9 protein-coding genes and 1 pseudogene are annotated in these 16,664 nt (G+C 40.1%); all 10 read left to right on the top strand.

Annotation, left to right across the window (positions count from 1 at the left end):
* Window positions 1–148 precede the first annotated feature (148 nt).
* The 10 genes and pseudogenes from I6F45_RS15005 (at window position 149) to I6F45_RS14960 (ending at window position 16,639) form a co-directional block, all read left to right on the top strand.
* Window positions 149–1,744: an MFS transporter gene (locus I6F45_RS15005; RefSeq protein ID WP_165727473.1), complete on the top strand. Its 1,596-nt coding sequence runs from the start codon at window positions 149–151 to the stop codon at window positions 1,742–1,744.
* Window positions 1,741–2,679, top strand: a complete 939-nt coding sequence (locus I6F45_RS15000) for a sugar kinase (protein ID WP_165727474.1) — start codon at window positions 1,741–1,743, stop codon at window positions 2,677–2,679. Before I6F45_RS15005 ends, I6F45_RS15000 begins: the two co-directional genes overlap by 4 nt.
* Before the next feature lie 9 nt (window positions 2,680–2,688).
* Complete coding sequence (locus I6F45_RS14995) at window positions 2,689–3,771, top strand: glycoside hydrolase family 117 protein (RefSeq protein ID WP_165727475.1); 1,083 nt, start codon at window positions 2,689–2,691, stop codon at window positions 3,769–3,771.
* 12 nt (window positions 3,772–3,783) lie between these two features.
* Complete coding sequence (locus I6F45_RS14990; RefSeq protein WP_166419029.1) at window positions 3,784–4,839, top strand: UDP-glucose--hexose-1-phosphate uridylyltransferase; 1,056 nt, start codon at window positions 3,784–3,786, stop codon at window positions 4,837–4,839.
* Entirely contained in the window at window positions 4,836–5,990 is a 1,155-nt protein-coding gene (gene galK / locus I6F45_RS14985) for a galactokinase (RefSeq protein WP_165727477.1), read from the top strand. Before I6F45_RS14990 ends, galK begins: the two co-directional genes overlap by 4 nt.
* 10 nt (window positions 5,991–6,000) lie before the next feature.
* Window positions 6,001–7,029 carry a UDP-glucose 4-epimerase GalE gene (gene galE / locus I6F45_RS14980; protein WP_165740990.1) on the top strand — a complete coding sequence of 343 codons (1,029 nt, stop codon included), beginning with the start codon at window positions 6,001–6,003 and terminating at the stop codon, window positions 7,027–7,029.
* Between the two features lie 67 nt (window positions 7,030–7,096).
* Window positions 7,097–9,436: an alkaline phosphatase D family protein gene (locus I6F45_RS14975; protein ID WP_165727479.1), complete on the top strand. Its 2,340-nt coding sequence runs from the start codon at window positions 7,097–7,099 to the stop codon at window positions 9,434–9,436.
* 210 nt (window positions 9,437–9,646) lie between these two features.
* Window positions 9,647–13,117 (top strand): TonB-dependent receptor, encoded by a 3,471-nt coding sequence (locus tag I6F45_RS14970; protein WP_165741745.1) that lies wholly within the window; start codon window positions 9,647–9,649, stop codon window positions 13,115–13,117.
* A 547-nt stretch (window positions 13,118–13,664) separates the two neighbouring features.
* A complete protein-coding gene (locus tag I6F45_RS14965; RefSeq protein WP_165727481.1) occupies window positions 13,665–16,028 on the top strand; it encodes an alkaline phosphatase D family protein in 2,364 nt (787 codons plus the stop codon).
* A gap of 114 nt (window positions 16,029–16,142) precedes the next feature.
* Window positions 16,143–16,639: pseudogene (locus I6F45_RS14960) on the top strand (helix-turn-helix domain-containing protein).
* Window positions 16,640–16,664 lie beyond the last annotated feature (25 nt).

The raw sequence follows: 16,664 nt of genomic DNA, 5'->3' as shown, positions 1-16,664 counted from the left end.
ATAGATGTTGCAAGTGCGTTAATTTTGAAATAGTCTCGAAGTTATTACTCATGGTTAATTGTTAACAATGTTGGGTTTTGACACTAGCACTCGCTTTATTCTCTATATAAAGCAACACACAATGATAACAACAAAGTTGGATAGAAGTATGAATGGTAGCAAACGTAATGTGTTTTTCTTTGCATTTATCGTCGCCTTTGGTGGCTTTATTTTTGGATTAGACGCTGCTCTTATTTCAGGTACGGTTCGTTTTGTATCTGCAGAATTTAATTTATCTGACATCCAAATAGGCACTGTAGTAAGTGCGCCTGGTTTTGGTGTGCTATTTGCTTTAGTCATTACCGGTTACATATGCAATATGTTTGGCCGAAAAAATACCTTAATAGGCATTGCGTTTATATACATACTGTCGGCAATTGCATCGGTTTTCGCGCCAAGTTACGAGCTATTAGTTACTGCTCGTTTTATAGGTGGATTAGCATTCACGTCTTTATCGGTCGCTGCTATGTATATAGGTGAAGTTGCACCGTCTAAGTACCGTGGTAAATTAGTGTCTATGATTCAAATAAATATTGTTGTTGGATTATCCGCAGCGTATTTTGCTAACTACTTACTTGTTGATTTAGCTCACAGTAATTTTGAGTGGGTAACACAGTGGAATGTACAAGATAATTTATGGCGCTGGATGCTAGGCGTTGAGATTATTCCTGCTATTTTATGGTTTTTATTATTATTTACTATTCCCCAAAGCCCGCGTTGGTTAGTTATGAAAGGCAACGAAACACGCGCTATAACTATCTTGCATCGTTTAAATAAAAATACTGAATTGGCCCAAGAGCAACTTAAGAGTATTAAAGAGAGCTTGGTTGATTACAGCGAAACAGGTGGGTATTTTTCTTCATTTAAACAACTACTCGAAAGTCGTGTTCGCACAGCTGTCATTATTGCTTTTACTATTGCTATTGTGCAGCAAGTGACGGGGATTAACGCCATAATGTTTTATGCTCCAACGGTGTTTGAACAACTGGGAGTCGGCACTGATGCTGCTTTTTTTAACGCTGTTTTAATTGGTTTAGTCAGTATTGTATTTACTGTGGTAGCTATTGCTTTGATAGATAAGTTAGGGCGCAGACCCCTTGTTATTTGGGGATTAGCAGCTGCAACAATTAGTTTGTTTATGTGTTATTTAGGCTTTAGCCAGGCAGAATATAGTTTGTCGGCTGAAGATATAACCTCGTTTTCAGCGTTAAACTCTATTACAGGACTGGAGCACATAATTGGTACCGTGTATCACAGTGATATTGAATTTAAGCAGGCTTTAGCGAGCGTACTTACAGCTTCGCAACAGCAATTATTTGAAAGCGATTTAATTTCACGCGCAGCAACTATAAACGCGCCACTTATATCATTTGGTATAGCGGGCTTTATTGCAGCCTTTCACTTTTCGATTGGGCCAATTATGTGGGTAATATTTTCTGAAATATTCCCGACTCGTATTCGAGGTGTGGCCATTCCTACCTTTGCATTTATAGCCAGTGTAATTAGCTATTTTGTTCAGCAGTTTTTCCCATGGCAGCTAAGTAATTTAGGCGCTGCAAACATCTTTTTACTTTATACCGTATCGGGTGTAGCCGGCTTTGCATTGTTATTTAAGTTTATGCCAGAGACTAAAAATAAATCGATAGAAGAAATTGAAGTCTACCTAGAAGGCCTACACACTAAAAAAGTACAGGAGGGTGTGTGAGTACTTTACTCGCTATTGGCGAATGTATGGTTGAGCTAGTACCAACAGGTATTAGCGAATGCAAGCAGTCATTTGCGGGCGATACTTACAATGCTCTTGTGTATGCAAAGCGTTTTGCTAACACACTAAATTGCGCGCTATTTACAGCTGTAGGTAGCGACGTACTGAGTGCCAATATGCTCAAATGTTGGCAACAAGAAGGTATTAATACACAAAACGTGATTACAACAGCAGACTATAACGTGGGTATTTACGCTATTTCAACGGATGCTGATGGTGAGCGAAGCTTTGATTATTGGCGTAATCAATCAGCAGCGAAGCATATGATGAGTTTATATACTCAAAAGCCATTTAATTTAGGTTTGAAAGAATCAGACTGGGTGTTTTTCAGTGGCATTAGTTTAGGTATTTTAGATGATGAATCTAAACAAGGTTTACTCACATTATTAGCTGCTCTTAAAAAACAAGGCTGCACAATTGCGTTCGACCCTAATTATCGCGCGCGTATGTGGCAATCAAAAAGCCACGCTATTGAATGGCTAGAGCGTGCTTATGCGCTTAGTAATGTAGTTTTACCAGGTCTTGATGATCACCGTGTGTTATTCGGTCATTCAAGCATTGAAGAGATTGTTCAGTACTGTACACAATTTGATATCGACGAAATTGTTATTAAAGCTGGTAGTGCCGGGATGCAGGTTTATTGCAAAGATGATCTTAAAGCGTCATGTCCGTTTACACCCGCTGCAAAGCAAGTTGATAGTACAGCGGCAGGTGACTCATTTGCCGGAACCTACTTAGCCGCCAGAATGTGCGCACAAAACCCTCAAAATGCATTAGAAATGGCTGACAGTGTTGCCTCACAAGTTGTGCAGCATCAAGGCGCTATTTTACCTCTTGACGTATACCAGTCGCTAAATATAAGCCTAGGTAAGTAAGGAATTAACATGTCTGATAAAAAATTAAGTTTAGCAAGTAAGCGTGCAATAGAGCGTGGCTACGATAAATATGGCCCGCAGTGGCTTACAGAATTTGATATAGAACCGTTGCTGGGTGATTTTGCCTATGAAGAAGGGGTTATACGTCGCGATCCTTCATCTGTTTTATACATTGATGGTGTTTACCATTGTTGGTACACCAAAGGTGAGGGGGAAACGGTTGGTTTTAACTCTACTAATCCGAATGACAAAGTATTTCCATGGGATTTAACGCAAGTTTGGCATGCGACCTCAAAAGACAGTATTACATGGCAAGAACAAGGCTTAGCTGTAAGCCCAGGTAAACCAGGTGATTACGACGACAGAGCAATTTTTACGCCTGAAGTGTTTGAACACCAAGGTCATTATTATTTGGTTTATCAAACAGTACAAACACCTTATACAAATCGTCAGTACGAACATATTGCAATAGCTCACTCTGAATCTGCATTTGGGCCGTGGATAAAATCACCAAAACCGATTGTAAGCCCAAGCAAAGATGGTAAATGGCTTGGTGATGAAGACAGTCGTTTTGCCGTAACAGCTAAAGGTAGTTTTGATAGTCATAAAGTACACGACCCATGTTTAGTATTTTTTAATAATAAATTTTACTTGTACTACAAAGGCGAAACCCAAGGTGAAGGAATGAACTTTGGTGGTCGTGAAATAAAACACGGTGTTGCTATTGCTGATGATGTATTAGGTCCTTATGTTAAATCGCCTTATAACCCTATTTCAAATAGCGGTCATGAGGTCGTTGTTTGGAATTATAAAGGGGGTATTGCTAGTTTGCTAACAACCGATGGCCCTGAAAAAAACACCATTCAATTTGCTCAGGACGGTATTAATTTTGAAATTATGGCGCATATAAAAGGCGGTCCAGAAGCGATAGGCTTATATCGACCAGCGCAAGGGTTTGAGCAAAATCCAGCACCTGGAATTAGCTGGGGATTGTGCCATAAATACGATGCCAGTTGGAACTGGAACTATATTTGTCGTTTTACTCCTCGTAAGCAAGTGCTCGACGCCGGTACCTTTCAAAACAGTAACTAGGGAAAGTAAAGAATGAGTGAGCAACAAAATCAATTTGACCCGACAGAGCATCCACACCGGCGTTTAAACCCATTATTAAATGAATATGTGTTGGTGTCGCCACACCGGGCTAAACGCCCATGGCAAGGTCAAGAAGAAAGTGTAGATATTGAGGTTAAACCAGAATACGACGAAAGCTGCTTTTTATGTAAAGGCAATACGCGTATTAACGGTGAAGTAAATCCAGATTACAAAAACACCTTTGTGTTTACTAATGACTTTGCCGCCTTGCGTGAAGGTGTGCCTGATGTGGAGCAAACCGATCCCCTATTTAGTATGCATACAGAGCGTGGCACTGCGCGTGTTATTTGTTTTTCGCCTAATCATGCAAAAACACTACCAGAGCTTAGTGTTTCGCAAGTTACAAATGTAGTAAGCACATGGCAAGAGCAATGCGTAGAGTTATCAAAAACTTACAAATGGGTTCAGGTATTTGAAAATAAAGGCGCTGTAATGGGGTGCTCTAACCCACATCCACATGGTCAAATTTGGGCACAAAATAAATTACCTAGTTTGGTTGCGCGTAAACACGAAAACCTCAAACGATATTACGAAAAGTATAAAAGTAATTTACTGCTTGATTACGCAAAACGTGAAATTGAAAAGCAAGAACGCGTGGTTTGTGTAAACGATGATTGGCTGGTGGTTGTGCCTTATTGGGCTGCATGGCCATTTGAAACACTGCTATTGCCTCGGTTTGCGATTACTCAAATGATACAGCTGACAGACGTTCAACAAAGTAGTCTAGCTGAAATTATTAAAAATATAACAACTCGTTACGATAACTTATTTCAGTGTTCATTTCCATACTCTATGGGCTGGCATGGCGCGCCTTATGATGGTCAAAGCCACTTATTTTGGCAATTACATGCGCAGTTTTTACCGCCATTACTACGATCAGCCAGTGTTAAAAAATTTATGGTTGGATACGAAATGATGGCCGAAGCACAGCGTGATATTACACCCGAGCAAGCTGCCACTATTTTGAAGAAACAATCACTAACGCATTATAAAGAGAACACTAAATGAATGTTGAACAAAGCGCACGGTTAGCTTTTTCAAACCACTTTGGACGCGATGCCGACTTTGTTGTCAAAGCCCCAGGGCGTGTTAATTTAATTGGTGAGCACACCGATTACAATGACGGTTTTGTACTGCCTTGTGCCATTGAATACGCTACTTACATTGCTGTGTCCCCTCGAACAGACGATGTAGTAAATGTACTTGCACTTGATTGCGATAACCAAACTGACAACTTTTTAGTAAATAAACCGCTTAATAGCCACAGTACGCAAACGTGGAGTAATTATGTTCGCGGCGTAGTTGATGAACTGCAAAAACGAAATCATAAACTCAGTGGCTGCGATATATGCATCACAGGTAATGTCCCGCAAGGAGCTGGTCTTAGTTCATCGGCTGCACTTGAGGTAGGTATTGCTTATGCATTTAATCATTTATGTGAATTGTTTATTGAGCGAAAAGACATAGCTCAAATTGCACAAGCCGCTGAAAACAATTTTGTGGGCTGCAACTGTGGAATTATGGATCAGCTTATATCGGCGTGTGGTCAGCAAGGACAAGCATTGGGTATAGATTGCCGCTCACTTGATTTAATTGAAGTGAGCATTGACCCAAAGATGACTATTTTAATGGTTAACTCAAACGTTAAACGAGGCTTGCTTGATAGCGAATATAACTTACGCCGAGAGCAATGTTATGCAGGGGCAGAAGCTTTGTCTAAACCGAGCTTGCGCGATGTAAGTATTGATGAGTTTGAGGCAAAAAAACATACATTAAGCGTTGAAGTAGCCAAGCGTGTAGAGCACATTGTGTATGAAAATGCGCGCACATTAGAAGCCATGCAAGCCTTTAGTAATAACGATATAACCAAACTAAGTACACTAATGGCACAAAGCCATGCCTCTATGCGTGATTTGTTCGAAATAACCACCTCCCAAATCGACACTCTTGTGAATATTATCGCAAAAGTAATTAATGAACACGGCGGCGTAAGAATGACGGGCGGTGGCTTTGGTGGTTGTGTAGTGGCGTTTGTTCCTAATTTTTTGGTAGAGAATGTAATTAGTGCTATTGAAACGCAGTACGAGCAACAAACAGGATTAAAAGAAACGATTTACACAAGCGTACCTTCAGCTGGTGTATCACTTATAAGAGCATAAGGACAATCTAATGAAAAAAGTACTGGTAACAGGAGGCGCGGGATATATTGGCAGCCACACTGTTTTAAGCTTATTAAAAGATGGTTTTGACGTAGTAGTAATAGACGATTTAAGTAACTCGAGTCGTGAATCGCTAACTCGCGTAGAAGCGTTATCAAAGCGAAAAGTTGAATTTATTCACGCCAGTTTACTTGATAACGATAAGTTGTCTGCCACGTTTAGCGAGCATAAATTTGATTCGGTTATTCACTTTGCAGGTTTAAAAGCGGTAGGCGAATCCATAGAAAAACCACTTGAGTATTATTATACCAACTTGGTGTCTACCTTAAATTTATGCCAATGCATGCTTAAATATAATGTTGATAAACTCGTGTTTAGCTCATCAGCTACAGTTTATGGACAAGGCGCATCGGTGCCTTATACCGAAAGTTTACCTCTAGGGCGTGCAGCAAGCCCGTATGGGCAAACAAAGGTAATGATTGAGCAAATACTACAAGAAATAGTCGCCTCAAATACCGGTTTGCAAGTAGCTAGCCTGCGCTACTTTAATCCTATTGGCGCAGATATTAGCGGCCAAATAGGAGAAGACCCATTAGGTATTCCTAACAATTTAATGCCCTTTATTGCTCAAGTTGCTGTAGGTAAACGTGACAAATTAGCTATTTTTGGAGGCGATTACCCTACTGAAGACGGTACATGTGAGCGTGACTATATACACGTTAGTGATTTAGCCAATGGTCATATTAAAGCCCTTAAATGGCTTGGCGAGCAACACCACAGTCTATATGAAGCATTTAACCTAGGCACTGGTACTCCTTATTCTGTGCTTGGCATAGTAAAAGCATTTATTGAGTATACCGGAGTTGATATTAACTTTGACATTGTAAAGCGCCGAGATGGCGACTTAGCTGCCTTTTGGGCCGATTCATCTAAAGCCCAGTCTGTTTTAGGCTGGCAATGTCAATATACCCTCGCAGACATGATGAAAGACACATGGCGCTGGCAAAGTAATAACCCTAATGGCTATCCAAATGTATAACTTCCTTATGTAAAGCACTGTCTACACAAGGCGCCCTAATCCACACACAATAATAAAGGTGATTAAAATGAAACGGAGAAGTTTTTTAAAACTCAGCGCTGGTCTACTAAGTTCAAGCCTGTTAAGTGGTTGCAGCGGATTATTTGCATCATACCGAGGTGACTTAACCTCAACTGCGCCATTAGATAATACGAATTTTAGTAAGCAGGTGTGGCTTGGTAAGCATTTTTGGGGCAACAGACTACAAGATTGGCAGCGTATAGGTAATGAGCTTTTATGTACCCGAGAAGGAAAAGATTTTGAAGCGCGTACTGTATCGTTACTCACCAGGCAACTTAATGGCTCATTACAAAGTGGGCGTATAAAAGCCACCGTACGCAATTTAACACCGAATGAAGAGGGCTTTTGTGGATTTTTATTAGGAATTGGCAAAGGTGAGCTATCAGCTAAAGGTGCTGCTTTAGCACAGCGAGCTGGTGGCGAAAATGGCGGAATAATTGCCGCCTTTGACAGTTTAGGTAAATTATCATTTAGACAGTTTGATGATGAAAGCAAAGCGCTTGATTTTACTATTATTAATCGTGCTCCATTTAATATACAACAATATAAAAGCGGCGATAAAATAACACTCGATTGCCATTTAGACCCAATAGATGCACACCATTTTGATATTCGTCTTGTGGCAAGTAACACAAATACAGCCCAGGAGTTAGGATTTGCAGTACTTCACAAAGTACCCGCAGATCAACTGCAAGGGGGGATTTCGTTATTAAGCTCCTCAGAGCCTTTTGTAGCAGGCGCACGTTGGGGGTTTAGTGATATTGAAACCGGTGGCGGTAAAATAACTCTAAATAATGCCAATACCTTAGGCCCGGTTATGGGGTGTATGTATAGCGTTAATAAACAGGTCCTCAAGTTATCTTGTCAGTTAATGCCTATTAATATTAAAGAATTTTCACGCGTAGAGCTGCAATATAAGTTTGAAAACCAATTGGATTGGCAGCATGCAGGCACAGCAAAAATTGAAGATGGGTTTGTAGCAAGGTTTAGGTTAAGTAATTGGAACTATTTAAAACAAGCTCAATACAGAATTGTTAACCCACAAAAGCCTGAAGACACTTTATACTTTGGCACTATTGCTAAGGACCCACAAAATACTAAAGAATTCACGATTGCATTGTACTCTTGTATTATTCCTACTTCTAAAAGCTTAGACAACACACATTACACACGCCTTATTAGTAGCGAGCGCGATTTAGGACGTTACACCAAAGACAATATTTTATTTCCTCACACTGAACTTGTAGAAAATGCTAATTACCATAACCCTGATATGTATGTCTTTTGTGGCGATCAGTACTACGAAACATACCCGACTCGCTATGGTCGCCACACCAAAGATGCCAAACTAGATACCTTATATAAATGGTACTTATGGTACTGGGCGTTTGCCGATAGTATAAAAGATAAGCCTACACTTGTTTTAGTTGATGACCATGATGTGCTGCAAGGTAACTTGTGGGGCGATGGTGGCGATCACTCCGATATGCTAAAAGAGGAAGACGGCGGTTATAAGTGGGACAAAGACCTTGTTAGAATGATCTACCGTATGCAAAATGGGCATAATCCGGACCCTTACGATCCCACACCGATAAAATATGATATTCCGGTTAGTTATGCTGCATTTGAATATGGCGGTATTAGTTTTGCGATGGTTGAGGATCGTAAATTTAAAACGCCACCTGACTACAAAGCTAATAAGCTTGCCACAACGGGTGAGTTATTAGGTAAACGCCAAGAAGCCTTTTTAAAAGACTGGCAAACTATGCACCCGGGTAAACCTAAAATATGTATTACAGCTTCCATGTGGGGGTCGCCTCAAACCGATGAAAATGGCAAAGCATTAATAGATTACGATGCAAATGGCTACCCGGCTGATGGGCGTACACGCGCAGTAAAACTAGTAAGTGACGCTAACGCATTAGTAATTGCGGGAGATCAACACCTCGGGTTGCTTGCCTACCAAGGAATAAATACCTTTGATGATGGCAGCTTGTTTTTTGCAGGCCCAGCTAGCGCAGCATTTTGGCAGCGATGGTTTGAACCCTACGCACCTTTACCAAATCAGCGAAACAACGACAAAAACACCGGTGATTTTACCGACACGTTTGGCAATAAAATGCGAGTTCTAGCGGCAGCTAACCCAAAAGTTACGCATAAACTTTTTGCTAAACAAAATACAACGTGGGGTAAGTTTTTAGCTGACAGAAACTTAAAAAGTGAAGGTTATGGAATTATTAAAATAAACCATGCAAAAAAATATTATCAATTAGAGTGCTGGGAGTGGAATACAGATCCATCAACAGAAAAGCAGTTTACTGGTTGGCCGTATATAAAAGAATTTTGATTAGGCTAGAACTATTGACGATAAACTCTGTGTAAATATTTACTTTAACACTGTTACTTAAGAGCAATTTAATGCTTACGCATTAAGTTGGTTTTTTATAATCAAATAAATATTGTTAACAAAATACAGTTGACAATTGTTTGGTTATTATATTATTGTTTACAAAAGATTAACCTGACAACATAATAATACCTTAGAAAGGGAACACACATGACAATCATCAACAAAGCGTTCAAGTTGAGCGCGATTACAGCTGCAGTACTTGCAACACAATTGGTTTACGCCAAGCAAGACGAAAGCACACAAGAAAAACCGAAAGTAGAAGCCGATATTGAAATAATTGAAGTCAGCGGGTTAGCCGCCAGTCTTAAAAAATCTATTAATGATAAGCGTTTTGCTGAAAACGTTGTTGATTCGATTAACGCGGAAGATATAGGTAAGTCTACCGATCAAAATATTGCTGATGCGCTTTCGCGTGTAACTGGTGTATCAGTACAATCCGTTGATGGTGAAGGTGCACGAATATCTGTGCGTGGTGCTAACTCACAACAAAACAATATTAGCATGAATGGTGTGCAATTAGGTTCTACAGGTTTTAGCCAAGGCGTAGACTTATCGCAGTATTCATCCGATATTTTATCTAAAATTGAAGTGGTAAAAACACCGAGTGCAGATCATGAAGAGGGTTCGCTAGGCGCAAATATCAATCTTTCGACTACAAAGCCGCTTGATTTAAATTATGAAATTTCCACTATGACTTTAGAAGGTAGGTACAACGATTTATCTGATAAAGAAAATTATAAAATATCGGGTACGATGTCGAAAAAGCTTTTTGACGATACCTTTGGCGTGGTTTTTACTGCAGTTAAAGAGACTAACGAATACCGAAAAGACCAATACTCTGCTACAGAGTGGACAGCAGTTCAGTCGCCTTTAGCAACAGATACAAATGGCAACGTTGTTGAAAATGCGGTAGGTATTACACCTCGTTTAGTTAATTATCAGCTTTTTGATAGTCAAAATGACCGCACCAGTATTAACTTAGGTTTGCAGTGGCGAGCAAGTGAAAACACAGAGTTTAACTTTAACGCAAACCTTGCAAAACAAGATGTTAATAACTCAATGCATGGTATTAATACGCGCTCAATGGAAACTAAAAACTTAGTTGAAGGTGAAGACCCAGGCCTTTCTGGCGTGACAGCTAAATTTACTGATCCTGAAGCTAGCTGGCGTACCATTGATTTAAAAACGAATACATTTACTAAATTTATCAACCGCTTTGGTAACGGTGGTTTAGTGCAGTCAGAAGGTGAATTTGAAAATAAAAACCAAGTTTACTCACTTGATATGAATCACGGTTTTAGTGACTCATTTTCGATGGAAGCTGGCGTTGGGTACTCTAAAACGCAGCAAATACCAGAAAACTCAGTGTACGTTGCACTGCAAAATTTTGCCAATATTAGTGCATGGAGCTTAGTAAATGTGCCACCAGAGGATATGGAGCCTGTTGGTTATGACTGTACAGCAGGCGGTCCGTGTAAATTAGTTACAGGCACCGGCTTAATTGATTACGGCGAAAACGACACTTTTGGTGACCCAACAAATCTATGGGATAACTACAGCACCACGGGATTTAATCCGGATGAGCTAAAAGCGCAGCATTTATCGTACATGGGCAGAACCCTCAACGAAGTCGAAGATGAACAAAAATCGCTCTTTGTCGATTTTGATTACGTGCTTGACACAAGCTATGTACGCTCAATTGAATTTGGTGCAAAATGGTCAAAACGTACAAAATATGTAGATGCTCAGCAAGGTGCCTTTAATAGTGTAGGCGAGGGGGTTGTAGTTATAAACCCTGCAACAGGCCAACCTGCAGTACTTGGTAGCGGTTTAAGAGATATTTCTGGTGATTTAATAACCAACGGTGAAGGGTTTCCTGTTGACGATTTTATGGCTGATTTAGGTTATGGCCGCGACAATGTAACCGATGGGTGGAATCGATTTTCGGCTTTTAAAGCATTTGAAGTAGCTTTAGGGAGTCCAGAAGTTGCTTTTGCCACAGACGATTCAAACACTCGCAATACAGAGCTAGATAACTTAGCATTTTACACCAAGCTAAATTTTGAATTAGCAGATGGACGTGTTACAGGTGATGTGGGTGTGCGTTATGTAAAAACGACTGTAGAAGTGCAAGGTGCATCGGGTGTACAGTTTGCATTTGACCCTTCAAATAATGCTCGTTTAATGGACCCATTTAAATTAGCAGAGTTGCGTGATACTAGCTTACCACTGTGTGCTGCAACGCAATTTTATGGTGCAGATTACAACGAAGAAATACGCTGGTCGAGAACCGATGGTCTAGGCTACGACACAAAAGGCACTATTGATAAATCAGACGATGTGGCTATTCCTGCTCAAGGCGCGTGTCATGATCCTAACGCTGTACGTGGTAATCCAAATGAATCTGAGTGGTGGTTATGGCGCCATTCTGATGTATCAACCGAAAAAAACTGGATATATGGCGAGCGTAAATTTGATGCAAATGGAAACTTATTACCAACAGAAGACAGAAGCTTACGCTCGTTTGCAGTAACTGGTGAGCACGACTACGATTTGTTTTTACCCAGTATCAATATTAACTACTTGCAAAGTGAAGACACCATTATTCGTTTTGCAGCATCTAAAACAATGGCACGCCCGCAAATTGACTCGCTTCGCCCTGGTTTTAAAGTAAGAGAAACACAATGGGGCGGTGAAAACCGTAACAACTCAATTACGCTTACCAATCCTAAACTCGATCCACTTGAATCAATAAACCTTGATTTATCATATGAATGGTATTTCAACGATTCGGGATTATTAGCAGCATCATTATTTTATAAAGACATGACAAACTTTGAAGAGTCTGAAACGATTGTTACCTACATGGATGACCTACGTGGAGTGGGACTCGAAGAGGGCGAATCTTATAACCCAGACGATTTAGTACTTATTGCAGGCCAAGATAGCTTAGAAAAATGTATGCCTAAGCGTTTTCAAGGTGGCCAGGATTATCAAAAAGAGTGGATGTATTCGGGCGACTTAGAGCAAATGTGTGCCAAATTTAACACCACCCGAATTAAAAATGGTAAAGGGGCAAGTATTAAAGGGTTAGAGCTTCAATACATGCAAACCTACGATAACTTACCGGGTATTTGGTCCGGCCTTGGCTTGCAGGCTAACTATACATATCAAGACAGTAAGTACGATCAAGAAGTATCATCGATTGATAATAATGTAAAAATTCCTTCATTGGCGGTTGCCTATACGCCAGAGCATAGCTACAACGTAACGGGTTTTTGGGAAAAAGATGGTCATCAATTACGTCTATCTTACCAAGGGACAACCGATCAGCTAGTACAACGCTCATGGGAAAACGGATCGCTGTGGGAAGAGGGACGTAAAACGCTCGACTTTTCTGCAAGTTATAAAGTAAATAACTACATGACGGTATCACTACAAGTTGCCAATGTAACCGACGAAGGCGTAAGACAATACTTTACCAGTCGTTTCTTAAATGCTGGTGGCCAAACGTTTTCTGAAGGCAGCCCGCTTGAAGGCGATGCAACTAAATCACGTACTGTTTACGCATATAAAACAGGCCGGACATTGAGACTTAATACCCGTATTAATTTCTAAATTTTTAATCTAATAAAAAGCCCGCAGCATTTCTGCGGGCTTTTTGGCTTTTGTTACTTGTCTCGTCCTGAAATGTGTTTACACATTTAGGACTTATTATGACCAAGTCAAATAATACACCGATTAAAAGAACACACCGATTAAAAGAACACACGAGATTATTCATTAGGCTTTAAATTGCAAGTTGTCGACGCTGTAGAAAAAGGCGATATGACTTATAAACAAGCCCAAAAAATTTATTAACTGAAAGTGGAGAATCTATCTCATTTTAGAAATTGTTACTGTAGTTTTCTCATAGTGGGAAGCTCTAATCGGTTATCTAAACAAAGCTTTATATAGGGCGGGTTAAGAAAACTATCTGCAATAATACCTTTTTATAACAAGCTAGCTAAAATATTTAGTGTCTAGGTAAACATCTCTGATAATACTTGCAATTAACTTTTATCAATTTGTAACCGTTTTTAGAAAAAAAAAATGCTGATCTTTAGTAAAAAATCAAATATAGTTTGTTTACTGTTAACAATATTTGATTTGTGAGATTAAAACTATGAACAAAAACATATCTCGTCGTTCAGTCCTCAAAATGCTTGCTGCTGGTGTTGCTGCTACAGGAATTTCTGGTTGCACTAGCAGTTTTGGGACAGTGGCTTCAACAACTACCCGCGGTACTAAATCTCATCATGATAATTGGTATAAAACGTATGATAGAGTATGGCTTGGAAAACAATATTGGGCTAATCCAATGGAGGATTGGCGCGTAGTTAATGGTGCTGCTGAATGTAGAAGTAGAGGTGGTAATCGTAGTGTTCATTCACTCACTCACCAAATAGCGCATCTTGACCAATCTTTTACAATGTCGGTGCAAGTGTCTCGCTTAGAGCAAAACAGCAACGATGGTGGCGCGGGTATTCGTCTTGGTGCTAAAAGTGAATTAAATGAATACCGTAGTAATTGTTTTGTACAGCAGGGTTATGACCTTGGTATTAAAAACAACGATTTAGTGTTAGGCAATAACACCGTGCCTATATCGATTCCGATAGAGGATCAAGCTGTTACTTTAACGCTGACTGGAACACCTCAATCAGGTGCCATGGCTTTAGAGTTAACGGTTAGTTTAACGTCGTCAGGAAAAGTGATAGGTACTCTCACTCATTTGGCTGCAGCCACTGAATTATTAGGCAATGTGGCGTTGGTGAGTAACTTTTCGATTCCATCCGTCACATATGAAAATGCACCTGAAGACAAGTTGGGCGCACGATATAAATTTAGTAATTGGACCATGCAAGGTGAAGCATTTTCAGTAATAGATGAACAAGCGTTTGGTCCGATACTTTGGACTATGTATTCGTTAAACGATACATTGAGTGATGAAGGCTTTGTGATGAAGTTGAGTGCTTACACAGGGCCTATAGGTGAACAAGATAATCAGCAAATAGAACTACAAATACAGCGTGATGATCAGTGGCTCGCTATTGATTCGCAAGTCATAGACCATGATGGCTGGTTGGCGACCTTTCGTATTGCTAATTGGGATGAAACACGCGATACGCCTTTTCGGGTTGTATACCGTGAAAAACACACAGATGGTACACAAACCCCAGATATATATTCAGGGATTATAAAAGCGAACCCAGCGAGTGAAAAATTACGAATGGCCGCGCTCACGTGTCAAAATGATTATGGTTTTCCGTACCAACCTGTTGCTCAAAATGTCGAAAAACTAAACCCCGATTTGGTGTTCTTTTCTGGTGATCAAATTTATGAAAGTCATGGCGGATTTGGTGTAATTCGTACTCCAGATAATTTAGCGATTTTAAATTACTTACGCAAATTCTATCAGTTTGGCTTGGCTTTCAAAGAGGTAATGCGTAATCAACCGACAATTTGTTTGCCCGATGATCATGATGTACTCCAAGGTAATTTGTGGGGGGAAGGTGGTGCAAGGATGGAAAACATTTCCAAAGACCCTTCAGCAAGTGCATTAGGTGGTTATATTGATTCTGCACGCGTGATAAATATGATACATAAAACCACTCTCAACCATAATCCAGATCCTTATGATCCAACGCCAACTAATGGTATTAGCTCGTATTATGGCACTATGCTATATGGCGGTGTCGGTTTTGCGATTCTTGCCGACAGACAATGGAAAAGTGGCCCAGAGCGTATTAATGTTGCGGTTGGCGAAACGGGACAAGATGAAGACCCACTTTTTTATAATCCTATATTCAATCCCCCCGGCTTAGACCTGTTAGGAAACCGCCAAGAGAACTTTCTTATAAAGTGGGGTAATGATTGGCGTGGGCATAAATTAAAAGCGGTATTAAGTCAAACGGTGTTTGCTGCTATTTCTACTCATCAGCCCCTACCTGATCGCTTCTTGAAATATGATTTTGATTCGAGTGGTTGGCCTGCATCTGCACGTAACCGTGCAATTGACGCAATGCGTGACTCTATGGCGTTACATATTTGTGGAGATACCCATTTAGGTTCTTTATCGCAATATGGCGTAAACCAGCAAAGAGATAGCAATTGGGCTTTTTGTACGCCAGCTATTTCTGCCGGTTGGCCAAGATGGTGGAAACCTGATTCGATGAGCATGCCTTACCAAAACCGGCCAGCACACGGCCTTGGCGAAACTGGCGAATATAATGACACTTTCGGTAATAAGATTTATGTCTATGCGGTAGGAAATCCACAGGTTGGTAAATCCAGTAATCGTTATGTAAAGGCACATGAGAAAGGGAGTGGTTTTGGCTTTATTACATTTGATTCTGAAAAGCTGACATACACAATGGAAGCATATAAGTTTTTAATAGATATAGCCGATGGTAAAGCAAGTAATCAGTATCCAGGATGGCCAGTAACTATTCATCAACAAGAGAATAAAGGCAAAAATATATTAAGTTAACTTATATGTATTAGTTCAGACAATATCTGACAATTCAACTTGAAAAAGTGAGAGTTACCCGTTTTGATAAAGGTGTCGAATCTTTAAATCAAAACAAACAAAAAGGTAACTCTCATGTTGCACACTAACAACCCAACCATAAAACACAAAGCCGGTTTACTTAACCTTGCTGAAGAACTAGGCAATGTATCAAGAGCCTGTAAAGTCATGGGCGTATCACGAGATACATTTTATCGTTATCAAGAACTCGTTAATGAGGGGGGATTGATGCGTTAATCGAAAAGAACCACCGTACACTAAATATAAAGAATCGCGTTGACGAAGAAACAGAGCAAGCCGTCATTAAATATGCAGTTGACTATCCTGCTCACGGCCATCATAGAAGCAGCAATGAGCTTCGTAAATTAGGCGTGTTTTTTTCAGGTAGTGGTGTTCGTTCAATTGTTAGCTATACGCTTAAGGAAGAACTATAAAAAGATCTGGACGAATGGATGGATTACTACAACAATGATCGGACTCATCAAGGGAAAGTATGTTGCGGTCGAACACCACTTAAAACATCACTGGATGGAAAAACGGTTTGGGCAGAAAATAATTTAGCTCAAATCTAAACTAACAGTCATCATTAGAAAAATG

Origin of the sequence: Pseudoalteromonas sp. SWYJZ19 (genome assembly GCF_015864375.1) — a bacterium.
Lineage (GTDB): Bacteria > Pseudomonadota > Gammaproteobacteria > Enterobacterales > Alteromonadaceae > Pseudoalteromonas > Pseudoalteromonas arctica.
The sequence above is the reverse complement of the archived record's forward strand: the minus strand, read 5'-3'. Positions and strand labels throughout refer to the sequence as shown.

Coding starts and splice junctions, on each gene's coding strand:
- I6F45_RS14965 (WP_165727481.1), top strand. CDS start 13,665: ATGAACAAAAACATATCTCGTCGTTCAGTCCTCAAAATGCTTGCTGCT.
- galK (WP_165727477.1), top strand. CDS start 4,836: ATGAATGTTGAACAAAGCGCACGGTTAGCTTTTTCAAACCACTTTGGA.
- I6F45_RS14975 (WP_165727479.1), top strand. CDS start 7,097: ATGAAACGGAGAAGTTTTTTAAAACTCAGCGCTGGTCTACTAAGTTCA.
- I6F45_RS14990 (WP_166419029.1), top strand. CDS start 3,784: ATGAGTGAGCAACAAAATCAATTTGACCCGACAGAGCATCCACACCGG.
- I6F45_RS15005 (WP_165727473.1), top strand. CDS start 149: ATGAATGGTAGCAAACGTAATGTGTTTTTCTTTGCATTTATCGTCGCC.
- I6F45_RS14970 (WP_165741745.1), top strand. CDS start 9,647: ATGACAATCATCAACAAAGCGTTCAAGTTGAGCGCGATTACAGCTGCA.
- I6F45_RS14995 (WP_165727475.1), top strand. CDS start 2,689: ATGTCTGATAAAAAATTAAGTTTAGCAAGTAAGCGTGCAATAGAGCGT.
- galE (WP_165740990.1), top strand. CDS start 6,001: ATGAAAAAAGTACTGGTAACAGGAGGCGCGGGATATATTGGCAGCCAC.